The organism is Marinobacter algicola DG893, assembly GCF_000170835.1.
In the GTDB taxonomy this organism is placed as follows: domain Bacteria; phylum Pseudomonadota; class Gammaproteobacteria; order Pseudomonadales; family Oleiphilaceae; genus Marinobacter; species Marinobacter algicola.
This window is the reverse complement of the sequence record NZ_ABCP01000001.1, coordinates 337513-357184: the sequence shown is the minus strand read 5'-3', so window position 1 is coordinate 357184 and position 19672 is coordinate 337513. Positions and strand designations below refer to the sequence as shown.

19 protein-coding genes are annotated in these 19672 nt (G+C 57.8%); 13 read left to right on the top strand and 6 right to left on the bottom strand.

Translation table 11 applies throughout. The annotated features are described in order from the left end of the window. Window positions 1-168: 168 nt before the first annotated feature. A complete protein-coding gene (locus tag MDG893_RS01565; RefSeq protein ID WP_007151952.1) occupies window positions 169-375 on the bottom strand; it encodes a cold-shock protein in 207 nt (68 codons plus the stop codon). Between the two features lie 312 nt (window positions 376-687). On the opposite strand from MDG893_RS01565, the gene MDG893_RS01560 reads away from it, so the two are divergent. The 6 genes from MDG893_RS01560 to MDG893_RS01535 are packed head-to-tail and all read left to right on the top strand — an operon-like array spanning window position 688 to window position 4399. Next, the gene (locus MDG893_RS01560) at window positions 688-1011 is read left to right on the top strand and encodes an antibiotic biosynthesis monooxygenase family protein (protein ID WP_007151951.1); all 324 of its coding nucleotides are present in this window, start codon (window positions 688-690) and stop codon (window positions 1009-1011) included. A 6-nt stretch (window positions 1012-1017) separates the two neighbouring features. Next, the gene (locus tag MDG893_RS01555; protein ID WP_007151950.1) at window positions 1018-1602 is read left to right on the top strand and encodes a CPBP family intramembrane glutamic endopeptidase; all 585 of its coding nucleotides are present in this window, start codon (window positions 1018-1020) and stop codon (window positions 1600-1602) included. After that, window positions 1595-2167 (top strand): RNA 2',3'-cyclic phosphodiesterase, encoded by a 573-nt coding sequence (thpR, locus tag MDG893_RS20575; RefSeq protein WP_007151949.1) that lies wholly within the window; start codon window positions 1595-1597, stop codon window positions 2165-2167. Before MDG893_RS01555 ends, thpR begins: the two co-directional genes overlap by 8 nt. 20 nt (window positions 2168-2187) lie before the next feature. Next, entirely contained in the window at window positions 2188-2583 is a 396-nt protein-coding gene (locus MDG893_RS01545; protein WP_007151948.1) for an acyl-CoA thioesterase, read from the top strand. 35 nt (window positions 2584-2618) lie between these two features. Beyond that, window positions 2619-3059 (top strand): PaaI family thioesterase, encoded by a 441-nt coding sequence (locus tag MDG893_RS01540; protein WP_007151947.1) that lies wholly within the window; start codon window positions 2619-2621, stop codon window positions 3057-3059. Beyond that, window positions 3056-4399, top strand: a complete 1344-nt coding sequence (locus MDG893_RS01535; protein ID WP_007151946.1) for a diguanylate cyclase domain-containing protein — start codon at window positions 3056-3058, stop codon at window positions 4397-4399. The genes MDG893_RS01540 and MDG893_RS01535 overlap by 4 nt, the downstream gene beginning before the upstream one ends. A gap of 9 nt (window positions 4400-4408) precedes the next feature. On the opposite strand, the gene MDG893_RS01530 is transcribed toward MDG893_RS01535, so the two are convergent. Next, on the bottom strand, window positions 4409-4810 hold the full coding sequence (locus MDG893_RS01530) for a DUF2721 domain-containing protein (RefSeq protein WP_007151945.1): 402 nt from the start codon (window positions 4808-4810) through the stop codon (window positions 4409-4411). Between the two features lie 228 nt (window positions 4811-5038). On the opposite strand from MDG893_RS01530, the gene MDG893_RS01525 reads away from it, so the two are divergent. The 3 genes from MDG893_RS01525 to MDG893_RS01515 all read left to right on the top strand — a co-directional run bounded on the left by MDG893_RS01525 (window position 5039) and on the right by MDG893_RS01515 (window position 9121). Continuing rightward, complete coding sequence (locus MDG893_RS01525) at window positions 5039-6400, top strand: glycine cleavage T C-terminal barrel domain-containing protein (RefSeq protein WP_007151944.1); 1362 nt, start codon at window positions 5039-5041, stop codon at window positions 6398-6400. 74 nt (window positions 6401-6474) lie between these two features. After that, the gene (locus MDG893_RS01520) at window positions 6475-7404 is read left to right on the top strand and encodes a methylenetetrahydrofolate reductase (protein ID WP_007151943.1); all 930 of its coding nucleotides are present in this window, start codon (window positions 6475-6477) and stop codon (window positions 7402-7404) included. Then, complete coding sequence (locus MDG893_RS01515; protein ID WP_007151942.1) at window positions 7385-9121, top strand: formate--tetrahydrofolate ligase; 1737 nt, start codon at window positions 7385-7387, stop codon at window positions 9119-9121. The genes MDG893_RS01520 and MDG893_RS01515 overlap by 20 nt, the downstream gene beginning before the upstream one ends. On the opposite strand, the gene gbdR is transcribed toward MDG893_RS01515, so the two are convergent. Further along, window positions 9113-10225 (bottom strand): choline metabolism transcriptional regulator GbdR, encoded by a 1113-nt coding sequence (gene gbdR / locus MDG893_RS01510; RefSeq protein WP_007151941.1) that lies wholly within the window; start codon window positions 10223-10225, stop codon window positions 9113-9115. The two genes, MDG893_RS01515 and gbdR, sit on opposite strands and share 9 nt — an antisense overlap. A 329-nt stretch (window positions 10226-10554) precedes the next feature. Between gbdR and MDG893_RS01505 the strand changes: the two genes are divergently transcribed. After that, complete coding sequence (locus tag MDG893_RS01505) at window positions 10555-11937, top strand: L-serine ammonia-lyase (RefSeq protein ID WP_007151940.1); 1383 nt, start codon at window positions 10555-10557, stop codon at window positions 11935-11937. A gap of 27 nt (window positions 11938-11964) precedes the next feature. On the opposite strand, the gene MDG893_RS01500 is transcribed toward MDG893_RS01505, so the two are convergent. Further along, window positions 11965-14535: a GcvT family protein gene (locus MDG893_RS01500; protein WP_007151939.1), complete on the bottom strand. Its 2571-nt coding sequence runs from the start codon at window positions 14533-14535 to the stop codon at window positions 11965-11967. A 132-nt stretch (window positions 14536-14667) separates the two neighbouring features. Further along, a complete protein-coding gene (locus tag MDG893_RS01495; protein WP_007151938.1) occupies window positions 14668-15786 on the bottom strand; it encodes a GGDEF domain-containing protein in 1119 nt (372 codons plus the stop codon). A gap of 176 nt (window positions 15787-15962) precedes the next feature. On the opposite strand from MDG893_RS01495, the gene MDG893_RS01490 reads away from it, so the two are divergent. Beyond that, complete coding sequence (locus tag MDG893_RS01490) at window positions 15963-16358, top strand: DUF2784 domain-containing protein (RefSeq protein WP_007151937.1); 396 nt, start codon at window positions 15963-15965, stop codon at window positions 16356-16358. Window positions 16359-16393: 35 nt separating this feature from the next. Next, entirely contained in the window at window positions 16394-17431 is a 1038-nt protein-coding gene (locus tag MDG893_RS01485; protein ID WP_244264364.1) for a sodium:calcium antiporter, read from the top strand. On the opposite strand, the gene MDG893_RS01480 is transcribed toward MDG893_RS01485, so the two are convergent. Then, window positions 17428-17931: a C40 family peptidase gene (locus MDG893_RS01480; protein ID WP_040474148.1), complete on the bottom strand. Its 504-nt coding sequence runs from the start codon at window positions 17929-17931 to the stop codon at window positions 17428-17430. The two genes, MDG893_RS01485 and MDG893_RS01480, sit on opposite strands and share 4 nt — an antisense overlap. 159 nt (window positions 17932-18090) lie before the next feature. On the opposite strand from MDG893_RS01480, the gene MDG893_RS01475 reads away from it, so the two are divergent. Beyond that, entirely contained in the window at window positions 18091-19659 is a 1569-nt protein-coding gene (locus MDG893_RS01475; protein WP_040474147.1) for a carbon-nitrogen hydrolase family protein, read from the top strand. The last annotated feature ends 13 nt before the right edge of the window (window positions 19660-19672 follow it).

The following is a 19672-nucleotide window of genomic DNA, read 5'->3' as shown; positions in this document are numbered from 1 at the left end:
AATCACCTTTTGCAATACATAAGCTCGCTTTATTGCGAGTTACAATGCAACGGTAATCCTTGAGGGTGACAAAACAGTGTCAGGTAGGTGACAGGTCAATGACGAAATTATGAAGGGGCAATAAAAAAGGCAGCCGAAGCTGCCTCTTTCAAACGTGCTGGCTGTTATTTAAACAGCAACAACGTTCTCTGCCTGAGGACCTTTCTGGCCGTCAGTTACGGTGAACTCAACCTGCTGGCCTTCTGCCAGGGTCTTGAATCCGCCGCCTTGAATTGCGCTGTAGTGAACGAATACGTCAGGGCCGCTTTCACGAGTGATGAAACCAAAGCCTTTTGCTTCGTTGAAAAACTTAACAGTACCGGTAGTAGTCGACATAATCATAATCCTGAAATCGATAATTTAATGTGCCGCCAGACCATCTTGAACGATGACTGATCAGCGTTGTGCGGAAACAAAAAACGCGCGGAATCAAAAACAGGACGGACAACTACCAAAACAACAGAGATGCGTCTTATTCGTGAAATGCTGTGCTAAATCTTTCCTACGAAACGAACTTTACTCCTATGTCCCCGAAATTGCCAAGTTTATTTGTAGGCATTTACCGATGCGATCCAAAATCAAAACAATTACTCTGGGAGTCAGAGGCCCGTTATTTGGGAAATTGCTGTTTGGAACGAGGGTGAACTCATGAAATACATCTTCGAGGTTCGCATACGAGAAGGGCACACGGCAGAGGAATACGCCGATGCCTGGGTTCGTGCCAGCGAGATCATCCAGCAGGCGCCGGGTGCGCGCGGAACAGAGCTACACCAGAAAATTGGTGACCCGAATGTGCTGATTGCCATCGCCAGTTGGGACAGCAAAGAGCAGCGGGATGCCATGGAAGGGCAGCATAACCCGGAAGTGGCCCGAATCATCCGCAGCGCCGCGCCATTTTGCGAGATTACGCCGCTTGGCGAATTCGAGGACCCTGAGTGGGTCGTGATGCCGCCGGGCAAGCGAGGTAGGTGAGTGGCCATGGCTCGAAAACGCCCGCAGATCTCATCCACGGCTGCATTGGGATTCCAGGCGGGCATTGGGGTGGTGGGTCTGCTGGCGATTCTTCTGTTCGGTATACCGGTTCAGTACGATGGTTTGAGCTTTGGCTCGGTCGTTTTATGGGGAGTGGCCGGCAGTGCGGCAACCTACGTCGTGATCATGATGCTGACCTGGCTTCCGGGCCGGCTTCGCGACTCTCTGGAATCCCAGTTGGAGCAGTTGCATCGTTTCGCCTGCGAGTATTCCTGGCCGGTGCTGGTAGCCTTGGCAGTCTTCGCCGGAGTCGGTGAAGAGTTGCTGTTCCGCGGGGCGATCCAGGGTTGGCTGACCCAACATACCCACGATGCGGTTGCGATAGTGGCTGCGTCGGTGCTGTTTGGCATGGTGCATTATCTTTCGTTCACCTACTTTCTATTGGCGACCGGGTTGGGATTGGTGTTGGGAGTAGCGTATGCACTGACGGACAGCCTGTTGCTGGTAATGGTCTGGCATGGTGTTTACGACATGATAGCGCTGTACTGTCTGCGTCGGTTTCCGGAATGGTTTGGGGTGCGGGTTGGATAAACCAGAAACACATCGCCTGTTCTTCGGGTTGGAAATCCCCGATTTGGTGAAGCAGCGTCTGGTGTCAATTCAGCAACCGGTTGCAGGGGCGCGCTGGCAGCGACCGGATCAGTTGCATCTTACGCTGGTATTTCTCGGTAGTGTGGCCAGGCAGCGGTTGCCGGATGTATGTGATGCTGCCCGAAACCTGCCAGTTGAACAATTTGATCTCACGGTTTGCGGCCTTGGCTGTTTCGGCCGACCGGACTTTCCAAAAAATCTGTGGGCCGGAGTTCAGCCAGCGGATACACTGGCAGAGCTTCACGAGGTGCTTAACCAGAGGCTTTGCATGCCTGGGTTTGAGCAGGAAAAGCGCCCGTTCTGCCCACATATCACGTTGTCTCGTTTCAAGGGGCAGCGTGGGTCAGTCGCCGAATTGCTTGAGTTTCAGGAACGGCAACCTGTAGGGACATTTTCGGTGGACGGGATTGCGTTGTTTGAAAGCACACAGGGTGCTTATGGGTCTGTCTATCAGATCATTGAACGGTTTCCCCTCGCCGGAAATCCCGAGAGACTTTGCCGCTAAAACGATGTAAGGGGAGTCGAATGTTCCACTACGAAACCGAACCAAGATTCAGCGACACCGACGCACTTGGCCATATCAATAACACGGTTTACCCGGTCTGGTTTGAACAGGCGAGAACACCGGTATTCCGCATATTCCATCCCTCCCTGGAACCAAAAGGTTGGCCACTGATTCTTGCCCGCATGGAAATTGATCTTAAAGCCCAGTGCTACTGGGCCACGCCTGTGAAGGTTCGTTCCGGCATTGGCAAAATCGGCAACTCTTCCTTCGAGGTTATTCAGGAAGCTTGGCAAAATGGCGTTTTAGTTGCCCGTGGCGTTACCGTGCTGATTCATTTCGACTACGAGATTCAAAAGTCGGTCCCCATCCCTGAAACGATTCGTAGCGAGCTTGAAGCCCATACTTTCGAGGCATAAACCGCTGGATTGCCAAACACAGTTCCGGAGACGACATGGACAAGCTCAACAGTAACGAAGTGGAACGGATTTTTTCATCGGCGCCGTTTGTTGCGGACATTGGTCTGGAATTGGTGTCTATCAAAACCGGTGAATGCCGCTCCCGGCTGGCGCTCGAAAACAGACACCTGCAACAGGATGGCTTTGTCCATTTCGGGGTTCAGGCCACCGTTGCTGATCACACGGCGGGGGCGGCGGGCGCCTCCATGGCTATGCCTGGGCAGATGGTGCTAACGTCCGATTTCTCGCTGAAGTTGTTGAGGTCAGCCAGCGGTACGCATATCGAGTGTGTTGCCACTGTGCTTAAGGCGGGTGCCTCCCTGACCGTGGTAGAGTCTGAAGTATTCTGCGGAACGGTCGGTGACCTGCGACTTGTTTCCAAAGCAACAGTGACATTAGCCGTTGTCAGTCCTCGTGGGGCTCCCGATAGGTCATGAAACCTGCCATTCCACCGGAAAACTTTATCGACCTGCTACTGGATGCACTCTGCGTGGTGGATCGCGATGGCTACGTTCGCTACGTCAGCGCAGCCAGTGAGCGAGTATTTGGCTATCTACCGGAGGAAATGGTTGGGCGGCGAATTCTGGATTTTGTTCATCCGGATGACCTGGAGAAAACGCGCCAGGCCGTCAAAGAAATCCTGCGGGGAGAGCTAAAGCCATACTTTGAAAACCGTTACATCCGCAAGGACGGCACAACGGCCCATATCATGTGGTCTGCCCGTTGGTCTGAAGAGGAACAGATCCGCGTGGCCGTCGCCCGTGATGTGACTCAACGCAAACGGGCCGAGGCCATGCAGTCCGCCATGTACGCCATATCGGACGCAGCAAACAATTCGGATAGCCTGCCTGCCATGTTCCGGCGAATTCACCAGGTTGTGGAAGGCCTGATGTCAGCGCCTGCTTTTATGGTGGCGCTCGTGGATAAGCAGAGGGGTGGTTTGTATTTTCCCTACAATGCCGACCGCCACGACACGGGAACCCCTGGTTTCTCGCAGGATATCGGTTCTCTCTGTGAACAGGTCATCCATTCTGCGAGTGCCCTGTTGCTGACGCCCGGAATCAGCGGGGCTTTTCCGCCGCCGGCAAACGATAACTCGCACGTTGAGGTACGTCACCACTGGCTGGGTGTGCCGTTGAAGTCATCTCAGGGCGTGTTCGGCGCGATTGCCGCACAAAAGCACTCAAAGGGGACGTGTTACACAGACGAAGACAGAGAGCTGTTGGAGTTTGTCGGCATACAGGTTGCGGCCGCAGTAGAGCGTATGCAAATGCACGCGCAATTGGAGCATATGGCCAGGTACGACCAACTGACGGAATTGCCGAACCGTAGCCTGGTCCTGGACCGGATTCAGACAGCGTTGGCGCGTGCAGCCAGGGAAGCCGGCTTTCTGGCGATACTGTACCTCGATCTGGATGACTTCAAACAGGTCAACGATACCTACGGACACACCGTCGGAGATCAGGTATTGCAGGAAATGGCTCGCCGATTGGTACAGGGTGTTCGGGCCGCAGATACGGTTGGTCGGCTGGGTGGCGATGAATTCATCGTGCTGCTTGATGGTATTGAAAAGCCAAGCGATGCGGTCAGTGTTGCAGGAAAGCTGCGAGCAACTCTCAGCGAACCCTACGAGGTGTCGCTGGCATCCCTGACATTGATTCCGAGCATTGGTGTGGCGGTCTATCCCGAACATGGGGACAGTCATGAAGCGCTGATTCGCTATGCGGACAGCGCCATGTACCAGATGAAAAAAGGGAAGCCTGATCCGGTTTCCTGAACGTTTGTGTTACTCACCCGCTCGTTTCCTGGCCTCGAAGTTTTCAAGCTCAACGTTGATGGCGTTGGTCGAAATCACGATTTCGTACAGCGAATACAACAATGAGACCGACAGTAATATCAGACTGATGCCGAACGCGATGGCACCAGCAAGCTGAGCCCCCACAAACAAAACAAACATGGACATGGTGCAAACAAAAAAGCTGAGTACGCCGTAAGCCTGCATCCGTTTGGTCAGTACAATGCGTTTGCGCAGCATGCTGATCTGGCGGGCGATAAGGGCATGGTCTTCCTCCGTATCCATCTGTTTGAGTTGACGGATCAATTGAGCAAGTACGAGAAAGCGATTGGTGTAAGCCAGCAGCAACAATGAAATGGCGGGAAACAAAAGGGCAGGGGTGGTCAGTGTCAACGTCGACTCCTTGATCTGCACGGACGGTTCCGACCAATATAACAGGCTTTGTCGGGCAGGTGGTGGTTGCTGTCGCCTCACCTTATGCTTGGTGCTTTGGGAGGGTTTCCGGGATCCATCATCGTGGTGTTGACGTTTTTGGTTGTGCCGGTGTCGTATTGGTTCAACCTGATAACTGAAAACAGGGTCACATTAGAGCTATCGACAACCCGGTAGGGGGAGATAGCAATGGCCGTTAAATTTGAGCAAGCACTTCTGGATTATCCGCAACAACGGGCGGGCGCCGCCCGCCAGCCTGACAGTGTTGACCAGTCCGACCGTCGGGTTCCTATTAACCTGCGCCAATCCGGCCCCACGCCGGTGGAGATGTTGATTTCCACCCGCGTGCGCAAGTCGCCATACTGGCATCTGGCGTACGAAGCCGGATGCTGGCGGGCGACCGTTTACAACCGTATGTATCACCCCCGGGGCTATGTCCGCCCTGAAGATGGCGGCGCCATGGTGGAATATGAGTCGCTGATTCATGACGTCACCATGTGGAACGTGGCTGTAGAACGCCAGATTCAGGTCAAGGGCCCGGACGCGGAACGTTTCGTGAACTATGTGATCACTCGAGATGCCACCAAAATAAAACCCATGCGTGGCAAGTACGTCATCCTTTGTAACGAGGACGGCGGCATTCTTAATGACCCGGTTCTGCTTCGTGTTGCCGAGGACGAATTCTGGTTCTCCCTTTCCGATAGCGACCTGGAATTCTGGTTGCGTGGCGTCAACATCGGGATGGGCTTTAACGTCACCATCGCGGAGATCGATGTGGCGCCGGTGCAGATCCAGGGCCCCAAATCTGAGGCGCTCATGGCTGACCTGTTCGGTGAGCGAGTGAAGGAAATTCCGTACTATGGCCTGATGGAGGGCCAGGTGGCCGGCCATGACGTGATTATCTCCCAGACCGGCTTTACCGGCGAGAAGGGCTACGAGATTTACCTCAAGGAAGCCACCAAGTACGCGGAAGATCTCTGGTACACCGTGCTTGCCGCTGGTGAGGCCCACAACCTGAGGGTGATTGCGCCGGCGCATCACCGCCGAATTGCAGCCGGTATCCTTTCCTGGGGGCAGGATGTGGATCAGGAAACCCTGCCATTCCAGTGCAATCTGGCGTATCAGGTGCCTCGCAACAAGGACGCGGATTACATCGGTAAACAGAAGCTCGAGAAAGTCCGCGATCAACTGGACGCAGGCAGACCGCCGTTCAGCCACATCATGGTGGGCATCCGTTTTGGCGGTGGCCAGGTAACCGACTATGCCAACGACTTCTGGCTGGTCAGCGGACCGGACGGCGGCGAGCCGGAGGGTTATGTTACCTCGCCCTGGTACTCGCCCGAGCTGGAAACCAACATCGGGTTGGCTTATGTACCCTTTGATCTACGTGCCGTTGGCACCCGCCTGATGGTCCATCTGCCGGTGGAATACGCCGCTACGGATGGCTCAACGGCTGTCGAGGCGGAAGTGGTGGAAGTGCCCTTCCGGCCTTCGGTGAACCCCAATGCCCGAGAGCGGGCGCGGGCGAAGGGAATCGACTTCGCGGACTAGCAACGCAGTGGGGCAGACGGCGGTGTGACTGCCGCCTGCCCAATGCAGACAGGTAGCAATGGGGTGTGCGATTCATGAAACTGGTGAGTGATACACAGCCGTTTAGTGCCCGCGACGAGGAAGCCATCGCAAGGATGCAAGCCCTGGTGCGTTGGGCGTCCATTGAGGCAACACCCCGCCAGATACTCGCACAGGAGCACTTGCCGGATTTGCTGCCGCGAGGCACCTGTGTCTACGTGCCTTTTCTTCCAAAAGGCCAGTTCAGCGATACCCTGCGGGCATGCCGTCATCTGCTGAACGTTGGCATGCAGCCGATTCCCCACGTACCCGCACGTATGGCCGAGAGCCGCGGGCAACTTCGGGATTGGCTCTCGCAACTGAATGAAAGCGGCGTTGACCGTTTACTGCTAATTGCAGGCGACAGCGATGCGATCGCCGGCCCTTTTCCAGATACCCTGGCGGTTCTGGAGTCCGGCTTGCTGGCCCAGTTCCAATTCCATGGTATCGGTGTGGCAGCCCATCCGGACGGGCATCCTATGGCGGACCGGACCACCCTCATCCAGGCCCTTGGTATCAAACGCGAATATGCGCGCACGACGTCCACGCGGCTCTGGGTGGTCACTCAGTTCACCTTTGACGCCAACGTGGTCATCGACTGGCTGCAAAGCCTGGGCGACATCCTGGAAGAAGTGCCGGTGTACATTGGCATGGCCGGCCCGACGCGAGTGAAAACGCTCATTGCCTACGCGGCTCAATGCGGGGTGGGAGCATCGGCCCGTCTGATGCTGCAACGTCCTGGCAGCGCCAAACTGTTGCGTGCGTGGTCGCCGGACGGAATGGTGCGCGCGCTGGTCCAGTACTGCCTGGACAACCCGGACACCTTGCTACGGGGTATTCATCTTTTCCCATTCGGTGGCCTGCGCCAATCGGCGCAATGGATTCAAGAACACAGCGGGTCCGTTGAGGACCAGAGAGGCCAGTTCCATGAGTCTTCAGTACAGTAAGCTGACACCCGCAACACCACCGGAAACGGACTTTCCGCCGCCGGGCACACCTGACATTGAGATTGCCCGCTCGGTCCAGCCTCAGTCCATTCTGCTGCTGGCCCAGCAGCGTTTCGGTCTGCCGGGGGAGAGTCTGGTGCCGTTCGGCCACTACAAGGCCAAACTGGATATGGCCTATGTGGACACCTCTGATAGTGCACCCCGGGGCAAACTGGTACTGGTGACCGCCATTACGCCCACCCCGGCGGGGGAGGGCAAAACCACCACCAGTGTGGGGCTAAATGATGGCTTCAACCGCCTGGGCGTGCGTTCGTCCGTGTGCCTGCGGGAACCTTCCCTGGGCCCGTGTTTTGGCATGAAAGGGGGCGCTGCCGGCGGGGGGCGGGCACAGGTAATTCCGATGGAAGACATCAACCTGCATTTCAATGGGGACTTCCACGCCATCACCACGGCTCATAATCTGCTGGCGTCATTGATCGACAACCACATTCACTGGGGGAATGAGACGGGCCTGGACCCTCGCTATGTGAGCTGGCGGAGGGTGATGGACCTGACCGACCGCTCCCTGCGCAACATGGTGTGTGGTCTTGGTGGTGCGGCCCATGGTGTGCCCCGGGAAACCGGGTTCGACATTACCGTGTCGTCTGAGATTATGGCGATTCTGTGCCTGGCGGATGGCCGGGCGGACCTGAAGCAGCGGCTGGGCAATATCATTATCGGCAGGCGCTCTGATATGACCCCGGTGACCGTTCGTGACCTGGGTGTGGAAGGATCGCTAACCGTGCTTCTGAAAGAGGCACTGCAGCCCAATCTGGTCCAGAGCCTGGAGCACAACCCGGTGTTCATCCACGGCGGGCCGTTTGCCAATATCGCCCACGGCTGTAATTCCGTGACCGCCACCCGTGCGGCCCTGGCACTGAACGATGTGGTGGTTACCGAGGCGGGCTTTGGCGCCGACCTGGGGGCAGAAAAGTTCATTGATATCAAATGCCGGCACACGGGCCTGCGGCCAGACGCCGCTGTGGTTGTCTGTACCATCCGGGCGCTCAAGATGCAGGGTGGGGTCCCTCGCAGCCAACTCTCCGTTCCCGACCTTGCCGCCTTGAGGGAAGGTGCCGCCAACCTGGAGCGGCATGTTCGTAATCTGCAGCAGTTCGGACTGACGCCAGTGGTGTGCATCAACCGTTTCCCGGACGATACCGAGGAGGAAATGTCGCTGGTGCAATCCATCAGTGAGTCTCTGGGTGTGCGTGCAGTGCCTGCCGACCATTGGGCCTTGGGGGGTGAGGGTGCCACCGAACTGGCCCAGGCGGTGCTTGATCAGATGGACGAAGGCACACCGGAAGTGAACTTTCTCTATGAAGACAGCCTGCCGTTGGCGGATAAAATTCGCACCATCGCCACGCGTATCTACCACGCCGGTAGCGTGGAATTCACCACGGTGGCGAAGCGGCAACTGGAGGAATACGAAAGCCTGGGGTTTGGACACCTGCCCGTGTGTATTGCCAAGACCCAGTACAGCTTTTCTGCGGATTCGTCGGTGAAGGGAGCGCCCTCCGGCCATATGCTGCCGGTAAGGGAAGTGCGGCTGGCGGCCGGTGCCGGCTTTGTGGTGGCGGTGTGTGGCGACATCATGACCATGCCCGGTTTGCCACGCCATCCCGCGGCACTGGACATTGCGTTGGATGAAAACGGCTTGGTGGTGGGGTTAACCTGACCCGGTGTTCTCGAAAATGCCATAGGTCGGCTCAGACCGGGCGCGCCTCAATGCCTGCAGAGAGGAAGACGGCAGGCTTGCCATGGAATCGGAAAAAACCGCGCTGGAAGAGCCCTGGGAATAAATTTCCATTCGCTCGTGTTTGGGCGCTCGCCCCATGGTCTTGCGATAGCATCGGCTGAAGTGGGTGGCGGACACGAACCCACACATGGAGGCGATTTCCACAATCGAGCAGGATGTCTGCTTGAGCAATCGGCGCGCCCGGTTAAGGCGCACCCGCAGGTAATAGCGCGAAGGCGTGCAGCCCGTGTGCTTGAGGAACAACCGTTCCAGTTGCCGCCGCGAAATGCCGGCCAGTGTTGCCAGCTCCTTCAGTTCGATGGGCTCTTCGATATTGGCCTCCATCAACTGGGCCGCCTCCGCCAGTTTGGGTTGGGCGCACGCCAGTCGCGGGTGCATGGGCATCGGTTGCTGTTCACTTTCCTCGCGCACCCGGTCGCACACAAACATGTGGGATATTGCATTACTGAGCTCCTGGCCGTGACGCTTTGCCAGAAAGCTGAGCATCATGTGCATGGGGACGGTACCACCGGTACAGGTCATGCGTTCCCGCTCGACGGTGAACAGGCGGTTGTTGGTCTGTACCCGTGGGAAACCCTCCTGCATGGCCTCCAGACATTCCCAGTGGGCGCTACAGGCATGACCGTCGAGAAGGCCTGCGCTGGCCAGGACATAGGGGCCAGTGCAGACTGCCCCAAGGAGGATGTGGCGACGGGCCATCTGCTTCAACCAGACGACCTCTTTGCGGGAAAAACTCCGGGTAACATCAATGCCGGCCACCACGATCACCAGGTCAAACCGGTGCTCTTCCTGGATCGACCCGTCGGGCAGCATGGTAATGCCATCGCTGGCACGGGCAGGTTCGCCTTCGGCGGTAAGCAGCTTCCAGGAATAGAGTTCAGTACCGGACAATTGGTTGGCCATACGCAGTGGCTCAACGGCCGTGGCGAGGGCAATCAGGGTGAAATTATCGATCAGCAGGAAGCCGACCCGATAGGGCTCTTGGGCGGGCCTGTCTGTGTGTGAGCCTGTATCAGCGGTCATGGTAAACCCCCTTGCCCCGCCTGGGCCTGTCGCGGCAATGTCTGGCTGTCACACCAATTGTATTACCTCAACTTGAACACTAGTTGTTGCCTTTTGATAGTGCAATAAGTGATCAGTTCCAATGTGATCTCATTCTATGCTGGCGGTTCGGTAGCGAATGGTCCACAACCGACACGGGACTTTGCAGAATGATCCAGAAGCGACGTTTATGCCATTGTTCCGGTCGCTCAGAACTGTCGTAAACCATCGTTCGAATGTCGTCAGCAAGCAGGCGGCGGATCGCTGAAGGCGCTATCCTTGAAGCTCACCCCAAGGTAGGAGTCTGCAAAGTGGCTGTCAGTCTGTTTGAGCTGTTCAAGGCAGGCATTGGCCCGTCCAGTTCTCATACCGTCGGGCCCATGGAGGCCGCGCGCCGGTTTGCAGGTGGCCTGGCTGATGAACGCCTGCTGGCTTCCGTGCACCGGCTGAAGATATCCCTGTATGGCTCATTAGGTGCTACCGGGAAGGGGCATGGCACTGGCCCGGCTTTGATGATGGGTCTGGAAGGAGAGCGGCCGGCCCGGATTGATCCCGAGCAAATGCCGGGTCGGCTTGAGCGTATTCGACGTACAGGAACCCTCAGCCTCGCCGGTCATCATCCGATTCGTTTCCGCGAGAGTACCGATATCGTGTATTACCGACGGAAATCCCTGCCAGAACACCCCAACGGCATGGTCTGTCAGGCATTTGATGAGGACGGGCAGTGCCTGTGTGAGCATACCTATTACTCGGTAGGCGGTGGTTTTGTGGTGGCGGCAAACGCTGACGGCAGCCTGGAAATCCGTGCAGACGACACGCCCATGCCTTATCCCTTCAACAGCGGGAAAACCCTGTTGGCTCTTTGCCAGGAACACGGGCTCACCATCGCCGACATTATGTGGGCCAACGAGCAGGCCTGGCGTACGCCTGATGAGATTCGAGCGGGTATTCTTGAGCTCTGGCGGGTGATGCGTGAGTGTGTGAAAAACGGTATCCGCCATGAGGGGGACTTGCCCGGAGGCCTCAAGGTTCGGCGCCGGGCGGCGTCGCTGTATCGCTCGCTGATGGATAAAACGCGAGTGGACCTGATATCGCCGTCATTGAGCGCGCTCGACTGGGTGAATCTCTATGCCCTTGCCGTGAATGAAGAGAACGCGGCCGGCGGTCGGATTGTGACCGCACCGACCAACGGTGCCGCCGGTATTATCCCTGCGGTGCTGCATTATTACTGGGAGTTCTGCCCCCAGGCTGACGAAGACGGCATTGTCCGCTTTATGCTGACAGCCGCGGCGATTGGCGTATTGTTCAAGGAAAATGCGTCCATTTCAGGGGCGGAAGTGGGCTGCCAGGGCGAAGTGGGATCGGCCTGTGCGATGGCCGCTGCCGGGCTGGCTGCAGCGACGGGTGGCTCACCGGAACAGGTTGAGAACGCGGCCGAAATCGGTATGGAACACCATTTGGGGATGACCTGTGACCCCATTGGTGGGTTGGTGCAGATTCCCTGTATTGAGCGCAATGCCATGGCATCGGTAAAAGCCATCGACGCGGCCATCATGGCCTTGCGGGGAGACGGCAAGCATTTTGTGTCCCTCGACAAGGTGCTGCACACCATGCGCGAAACCGGCCGCGATATGCTGGACAAGTATAAGGAAACCTCAAGAGGCGGGCTGGCGGTCAACATCATCGAGTGCTGACCGCCAGTGTTGGCTGAGCGATGGCGTTCAGGATTTGACCCGCTCGTTGTCCGGATCAAACAGCGCCCGGTAGCCGACGGCTTCGATACGGATGGGGTAGTGCTCCTGGAAGTATTCCAGGGTCAGTTCCCGGCCCTCCTGGGCATACTCCACGGGAATGTACCCCAGCAGGATGATCTTGCCCACCGACGGCCCCCACACCACGCTGGTGTTGTAGGAGCGGCGGCCGCGACTGTCCACCAGCACTTCTCCGGTTTGCGGATCGAGGATCGGCCACTGGCCAACCGGGTAGCGCAATACCCCGTTGGCGTCCCGATGTTCCGTCAGGGTCATGGTGCACAGGTACGCGGCCTGTTGTGACCAGCTTCGTTGTTCCAGGTAGGCAGCCTTGCCGTGGAAGTCGGCCTCCTTGACCTTGGGCCGCTGGAGCCCGGCTTCGTATAGGTTGTACTCTGTTTCGAGGTCTACGTTCTGCAGGCGCAGGCTCTTCTCCAGGCGGCGGGTATTTGCATAGGTCTCGATGCCAACCGGCGTAACGCCAGCTTCATACAGCAGGTCCCAGATCCGCAGGCCATAGCTGAACGGGAAATAGAGCTCCCAGCCCTGTTCGCCCACATAGGATATCCGGAATGCCCACACCGGTACGCCCTGGATATTCAGTTCCCGGGCGGTGGCAAATGGGAAATTCTCTGCCGACAGTTCGTCCGGGTTGGTGACGAACTGCGCCAGCGTTTCCCGCGCCTTCGGTCCCCAGAGCCCCAGGGTGGCCAGGTCATCGGTGCGGTCCTGCAGGCGGATATTATCCAGGCCTTTCTCCCGGGCTATGCGCTTGATCCAGCAATGATCCCGATGGCCGGTATCGCCGCCGCAGACCACCCGGTAATCGTTGTCGCCCCGCCGGATAATGGTCAGGTCGGAGCGAATGCCGCCACGGGCATCAAGGAAATGGGTGTAGACACCCTTGCCGTGGGGAATGGTGCCGCCGACCTTGGCGACGGACAGATACTCCAGCAGAGTTTCGGCGTCGTCACCGGAGATGTCGAAAATAGCGAAGTGAGACAGATTGATCATGCCCACCGATTCGCTCATTTCCAGTTGCTCGGCGTTGGACACTTCCCAGAAATGCCGGGCGTCCCATTCATGTTCCCGTACCGGAATGCGGTCGCGGTATTTCGACAGCAAAGTGGACTCGTTGGCGGCGTAGCCGTGGGCACGCTCCCAACCGGCGGCTTCCATGAAGTAGGCACCCAGCTCTACCTCTCGCAGATAGAAGGGGCTGGTTCGCATCCTGCGACCGGTCATGTAGGGCTCGCGGGGATGAACCGCCGGGGTGTAGATCTTCTTAGCGGTTTCATAGCAGCGGTTGTAAACGTAGTCCGCGGTTTTCTGCAGCGGATAGTGGCGGGCTATGTCGATGCTATGGGGGTCCATTTCCGGAGAGCCATGGGTCATCCAGTCCGCCAGAACTTTGCCCGCACCGGGGCCATCCTTGACCCAGACTGCTTCACAGAACCAGAGGTTACGCACTTCCGGGGATTCCCCCATCAGTGATCCACCGTCGGGTGTCACCGACAGCAGGCCGTTGAAAGAGTGCTTTTCCTCCCAACCCAATTCGCCGAGGATCGGCGTCATTTCGATGGCTTTTTCGTAGGCGTCCATAACCTGATCCAGCGTCAGGTCCCGCATGGAGGGCGACATCCGTGCCTCGCCGGGCTCGGCAATAGCGCCGGGGTAGACCAGCCTGGGGTCTTCTGCTTCGTAGTAGCCCCATTCAATGCGCCCGCCTTCGGTGGTGGTGGGGTCGCCCGTGTCACGCACGTAGGCGGAGTTGCCCTGGTCGCGGAACAAGGGGTAGACAATCTGCTTGCCGGTGCCGGCCAGTTCCTCGTAGGGGCCGAAGAACAGCAGCGGGTGTTCCAGTGGCATCAGCGGCAGGGGCGAGTTGGCGGTATTGGCCATCAGAGGCCCCCAGATGCCCATGGACAGCACCACGTACTCGGTTTCGATGTAGCCCTTGTGGGTTTCAACGCCCCGTACCTGGCCGTCCTGCACATCAATGCGGATGGCCGGTGTGTAGGCAAAGGCCTGCAACTTCCCGGTAGCGACCGCCTCCTCAACCAGATCACCTGCAACACTCTGGGAGCGTGGCACCACCAGCCCGGCGTCCGGGTCCCACATAGCGCCCTGGATACAGTCTTCGTTCAGCAGGGGAAACAGTTCTTTGGCCTGTTTCGGTGAAATCATGCTGACGTTGGTGCCGAAGGCCTTGCCGGAACCGACCTTGCGGCGGAGTTCGTCCATGCGCTCGTCGTCATCAATGCGAGCCACTTCCATGCCGCCGCATTTCACATAGTTGCCGCGCTTTTCATAGAACGCCTGGCTGTACTTGGTGGTATAGATATTCAGCTTGTCGTGTGAGGTGGTGAAGCAGAAGTCCGAGGCATGGGAGGTAGAGCCGATGTCCGAGGGAATGGCGGACTTTTCCAGCCCGACGATGTCATCCCAGCCCTGTTCGATCAGGTGGTGGGCGACCGATGAGCCAACGATACCGCCCTGGCCAATGATGACGACTTTTGCACGTTTCGGTAGTTGTGCCATCTCGATCCCCCTTTAACCCACAATGGCAGCCGCGTGAGCGGCCTTGATTCAATGTGGCCCGGATCGGTCATGGGTGGTAAATCCAATACGACACGAAGTCGTCCAAAAACGGCAGGGATGTTCGAGTAGCGTTCAGACCAGTTCGCAGGCCTCCGTAATCACCCGGTTCCGGCCAGCGGCCTTGGCGCGGTAGAGCATGGCGTCGGCCCGGCTGATGGCATCCTCGATGCCCTGTCCAGGCAGGTACTCGGCAATACCGACGGTGGCGGTCACGGAGACACCCGCGATGGGTGCCCTTTCAATGGCGCGGCGGCAGCGTTGTGCGGCGTGGCGGGCGCTGCGAAGGTCCACGCCCGGTGTGGCGACGAGGAATTCGTCTCCGCCCCAGCGAGCGGCGAGGTCCACTTCACGAACGGTTTTGGAAAGGATAGCGGCAAATTCGCGAATCACCGCATCACCAACTTCGTGGCCGTAGTCATCGTTGATGCTCTTGAATTCGTCAATATCAATCAGAATGATGGTCAGAGGGCGCTGGTATCGGTCTGCCTGGGCGGCTTCGGCAGACAGGAAACGGTCAGCACCCCGGCGGTTTGCCAGGCCGCATAGCGGATCTGTGTTCGCCCAGTGGTGCAGGGTCTCGGCTCGCGCAAAGGCACTCCAGGAGCGTTCACGCAGCAGCGTTCCGGCGCTGGTAAGCACCAACAGAACGGTGAGGAACAGGTGGATGCGCAGCAGGTATACCCAGTTTTGACAGTGATCACCTGCTGCCAGGAAGCATTGAGAGACTTCCTGAGTGGTCAGCGCGCCCGAAAACAGCAAGGTCGCGAAACCTGTCACCATGCCGCCCCGAAAACCAAGCGCAATAAAACCGCCAACGATCATGATACCCACTGCCCAGTAGTGCCCGCCCGTGAGCAAAAGAAGGTGTTCGCCGAGCGGGTCGCCAACCGCAAAATGCCACGCGAGGCGGCTGAGTATCATCGTCCCGACCACGGCGACGAGCGTGATTTCCATGGTTCGGAGCTGCAAGGATCGGCGCCAGAATGCAAAGCCAAGAGCGGTGATAATGACGGAGAAAACAGGGTAGGCGATGGTAATGAACGAGTCGCTTTGTTCCCGGAAAGCCCAACTGAGCATCATGATAGCCACGGTCAGGGCCAGTACGACAAAATAGGTGCGCCGCCGGTAGGCTTCAAGGCGATTAAGTTCTATTTTGACGGCTTGGAGATGATTTCCGGGTGCTGGGTCCATAGCGTTTGTAATTCCATTTATTGCGGACGCGTTTGGGGCGTCCACGTAGCCACAGAAAATTGTAGGTATTTGCTACAGATATTATCTTGCATTCCGTGTGTGAGTCCACGTTTGCCAATCGATGTTGTCTGGCGGGATCATGGAAGCCTGGCATTTTGTTAGAGAAGACAGTCGTCATGGGCAACGTTTATCAGATTCTCGCCGATACCGTCCTGACCATTCATGTGCTGGTGGTGGCCTTCGTTCTGTTCGGGTTGGTCCTGGTGCTGGCAGGTAACGGCCTGGGGTGGCGCTGGGTGAACAATGTGTGGTTCCGACTGGCTCACCTGGGCGCGATTGCCGTCGTGGTTGCAGAGGCCTGGCTTGGCATTGTCTGCCCGTTGACCACACTGGAAATATGGCTAAGGTCAAAGGCTGGCGTTGATGGCTACGCCGGCAGCTTTGTCGAGCATTGGCTGCAGCAGATTCTCTATTACGATGCTCCTGCATGGGTGTTTATTGCCGCCTATACGGTATTTGGGCTTCTGGTCGTCGCTACCTGGTGGTGGTTTCCGCCTCGCTCGCGCAGATAGGCGCCATTCTCTCTTTTTCCAAGGAGATTTTTATCGTGGAGCTATCGTCTCCCGAAAGCTGGACCCTACTTCAGGGTAGTCTCGTGTTTTGTGTGTGTGCCGCTATTATCGCACTGGCTGGCACGCGTATCACACGGATTGTGGATCAACTCGCTGACCGCACTGGAATAGGTGAGGCCGCGGCGGGTGCGGTGCTTCTGGGGGCGTCGACGTCCCTCGGCGGATCAGTGCTGTCGGTGACTGCAGCGTGGCATGGTAACGCGGAACTGGCCGTGAGCAACGCTTTGGGTGGCATTGCTGTCCAGACGTTTTTCCTCGCGGTGGCGGACATGGTTTATCGTCGCGCCAATCTCGAGCATGCGGCCGCGTCGGTCCCGAACATGATGCAGAACGGCTTGCTGATCTGCCTGCTGGCATTGATCCTGTTCGCGCCCCACCTGCCGGACGTGACGTTCTTCGGTGTTCATCCGGTCACGCCGGCTCTGCTGGGTGCTTACATCTTCGGAATTTACCTGGTGAGGGACGCATCGGAATCGCCCATGTGGCGGCCATCAATAACCAGGGAAACATGGGAAGACGAGCCGGATGATGTAACCGCCATGCCGCCGCTGCTACGGCTTTGGACTGAATTCCTGGCGCTGATGCTGGTACTCGGCATTGCAGGTTGGATGCTGGAGCCAGCGGCGACGGTGATTGCTGACAGGGCTAACCTGAGTCAGACGATTGTTGGCGTGATGTTGACGGCGATCAGTACGTCGATTCCTGAGCTGGTGACGTCCATAGCCGCGGTTCGCCGAGGCGCGCTGACCTTGGCCGTAAGCGGTATTATTGGCGGCAACGCGTTCGACACGCTGTTTACTGCAGCCTCCGATATCGCCTACCGGGACGGGTCGATCTACCATGCCATGCCGGAGGATTCGGTATTCTGGGCGGCGCTCACCCTCTTGATGTCCGGCGTGCTGATGATGGGATTGATTCGCCGTGAGCGCCACGGTATAGGTCAGATAGGTACAGAAAGCGTGGGTATCATGGTTCTCTATCTGCTGGGCGTGGTGCTGCTACTGACGGGCTAATCAAACCGTCTTGCCTGGCTGAAACGATCCCGCCAGTAGTATCCGTTGAGGGACGAGTGGGTAACGCCGATGGAGGTCGAGGAATGAATGAAGCTGTCGCCACCCATGTAGATGCCGGCATGCTGGTCCTTGCCTTTGATACGGAAGAACACCAGGTCGCCGGCCCGCAGTTGGTCACGCCCGACTACGTCACCGGATGCCAGCATCTGGGAGGTTGTACGGGGTAGCTGGCGGCCGAGAGCTTCATCGAAGGCAGTGGCGATGAAACCAGAGCAATCGAAGCCATTGGCTGACGTGCCGCCATAGCGATAGGGCGTGCCTTCGTAACGCTCGAATACCTGCCATAACCGATCCGCTGTTGCCGCATCCTCCGGTGTGGCGCTGTGAGAGGATTGCCAGGTGGTGACACTCGCTGGAGGCAGGCTCTGATTGCTGGCGCAGCCCACCAGACCGAGGGCCATCAGGATTGCGAGCATCGGAAGCATTGGGCGCCGATTCATGGAAAAACCTCTGATCGTTCTACATGGGCCTACTCTAAAAGGCCTGATGTCGGTTTGTCAGGTTAAAGTTTGCTTCGATTTGTTTTCTGCAGAGGCCACTTGACGGCTCAAGGACATTTCGCGAACTATGCCTTTAGGCTTCCAGCTTCCGAGGTTTCTATGAGTCCTCCCTTTTCGGACACGACACAGCGCCTGTACGTAAGAAACGCCACCCTTGGCGATATACCGGGAATCATTACCCTGAGTCGTCGTGTGTACGCGGGTACAGGGATGTACGGCTACACCGCTGGCCCCCTGACCGGGCAGATCAACACCTTCCCGGAAGGCCAGTTTGTCGCCATGTTGGGTGACCGTGTGGTGGGGTATTGCGCCACGTTTCGCATTGGGGAAGACGTTGCGCTGGCGCCTCACGACTGGACAGAAATCACCGGCAACGGTTATGCCTCGCGCCATGACCCGGAAGGGGAGTGGCTGTATGGCATGGAGGTGTGTGTAGACCCCGACTGCCGTGGCTACCGCATTGGTGAGCGTCTGTACAACGAACGTAAAACGCTTTGCCAGGCGCTGGCGTTGCAGGGAGTCGTGTTCGCGGGAAGATTACCGACGCTGGCCAAGCGCCTGAAGAAGTTTGAATCGGTGGAAGAGTACGTGGAGGCGGTGAAATCGAAAAAGCAACGGGACCCGGTGCTGTCGTTCCAGTTACACAACGGTTTTGAAATCCACGGCATTATTCCGCATTACCTGGATGCTGACCACGCGTCCCTGGGCTACGGTATTCACCTGACCTGGCGGAATCCCAAGGTGGCCCGCAACGGCGATAACGGCAAACGCAAGCGATACGGTCGGCGAGTGCCGGACACCGTTCGGATCGGCACCGTACAGTACCAGCAGCGCCGGGTGGCATCGTTTGAGGAGTTCAGCGACATTGTCCGCTACTTTGTGGATGTGGTGTCCACCTACAAAGGTGATTTCGTCGTGTTCCCAGAGTTGTTCACGCTGCAGTTGCTGTCCATTGAAAGCCGTGACGGCACCCCTGCGGAAGCCATCGAAGCGGTGACGGAGTACGCCGAACCCTTCCGCAACCTGATGCGGGACCTGGCCCTGAGGCACAACATCAACATTGTTGGTGGCTCCACGCCGGTCAAGGAAGAGGACGGCCGGGTTCGCAATGTTGCCTATGTCTTCCTGAGGGACGGTCAGGTGTTCTCGCAGCCCAAGATTCACCCCACGCCGAACGAAGCCTATTGGTGGAATATCACCGGTGGCAGCCGTGTTACTGCCATTGAAACCGACTGCGGGCCCATAGGTGTGCTGGTTTGCTACGACGCGGAGTTTCCCGAGCTGACGCGTCACCTGGTGGACCAGGGCATCCAGATCCTGTTCGTGCCTTTCTGTACCGATGAGCGCCAGAGCTATCTGAGGGTACGGTATTGCTGTCAGGCCCGTGCTGTGGAAAACCAGCTGTTCGTGATCATGTCTGGCAATGTCGGCAACCTGCCCAAAGTGCCCAACATGGAGTTGCAGTACGGCCAGAGTTGCATCCTGACACCCTGTGATTTTCCCTTTGCCCGTGATGGCATCGCTGCGGATACCACGCCGAATGTGGAGACCGTCGCCTTTGCCGATCTACGGCCCGAAACACTGCTTACCGCCCGCAACAGCGGCACCGTGAAGAACCTCAAGGATCGCCGCCACGACCTGTACACGGTGAACTGGCGCGGACACTAACTCATTGATGGCT

Excerpts from the sequence above, each read along its gene's own strand:
- MDG893_RS01545 (WP_007151948.1), top strand. The coding sequence starts at position 2,188 with ATGTTCCACTACGAAACCGAACCAAGATTCAGCGACACCGACGCACTT.
- MDG893_RS01520 (WP_007151943.1), top strand. The coding sequence starts at position 6,475 with ATGAAACTGGTGAGTGATACACAGCCGTTTAGTGCCCGCGACGAGGAA.
- gbdR (WP_007151941.1), bottom strand. The coding sequence starts at position 10,225 with ATGACCGCTGATACAGGCTCACACACAGACAGGCCCGCCCAAGAGCCC.
- MDG893_RS01475 (WP_040474147.1), top strand. The coding sequence starts at position 18,091 with ATGAGTCCTCCCTTTTCGGACACGACACAGCGCCTGTACGTAAGAAAC.
- MDG893_RS01560 (WP_007151951.1), top strand. The coding sequence starts at position 688 with ATGAAATACATCTTCGAGGTTCGCATACGAGAAGGGCACACGGCAGAG.
- MDG893_RS01495 (WP_007151938.1), bottom strand. The coding sequence starts at position 15,786 with ATGGACCCAGCACCCGGAAATCATCTCCAAGCCGTCAAAATAGAACTT.
- MDG893_RS01540 (WP_007151947.1), top strand. The coding sequence starts at position 2,619 with ATGGACAAGCTCAACAGTAACGAAGTGGAACGGATTTTTTCATCGGCG.
- MDG893_RS01565 (WP_007151952.1), bottom strand. The coding sequence starts at position 375 with ATGTCGACTACTACCGGTACTGTTAAGTTTTTCAACGAAGCAAAAGGC.
- MDG893_RS01555 (WP_007151950.1), top strand. The coding sequence starts at position 1,018 with ATGGCTCGAAAACGCCCGCAGATCTCATCCACGGCTGCATTGGGATTC.
- MDG893_RS01535 (WP_007151946.1), top strand. The coding sequence starts at position 3,056 with ATGAAACCTGCCATTCCACCGGAAAACTTTATCGACCTGCTACTGGAT.
- MDG893_RS01480 (WP_040474148.1), bottom strand. The coding sequence starts at position 17,931 with ATGAATCGGCGCCCAATGCTTCCGATGCTCGCAATCCTGATGGCCCTC.
- MDG893_RS01515 (WP_007151942.1), top strand. The coding sequence starts at position 7,385 with ATGAGTCTTCAGTACAGTAAGCTGACACCCGCAACACCACCGGAAACG.
- MDG893_RS01490 (WP_007151937.1), top strand. The coding sequence starts at position 15,963 with ATGGGCAACGTTTATCAGATTCTCGCCGATACCGTCCTGACCATTCAT.
- MDG893_RS01525 (WP_007151944.1), top strand. The coding sequence starts at position 5,039 with ATGGCCGTTAAATTTGAGCAAGCACTTCTGGATTATCCGCAACAACGG.
- MDG893_RS01500 (WP_007151939.1), bottom strand. The coding sequence starts at position 14,535 with ATGGCACAACTACCGAAACGTGCAAAAGTCGTCATCATTGGCCAGGGC.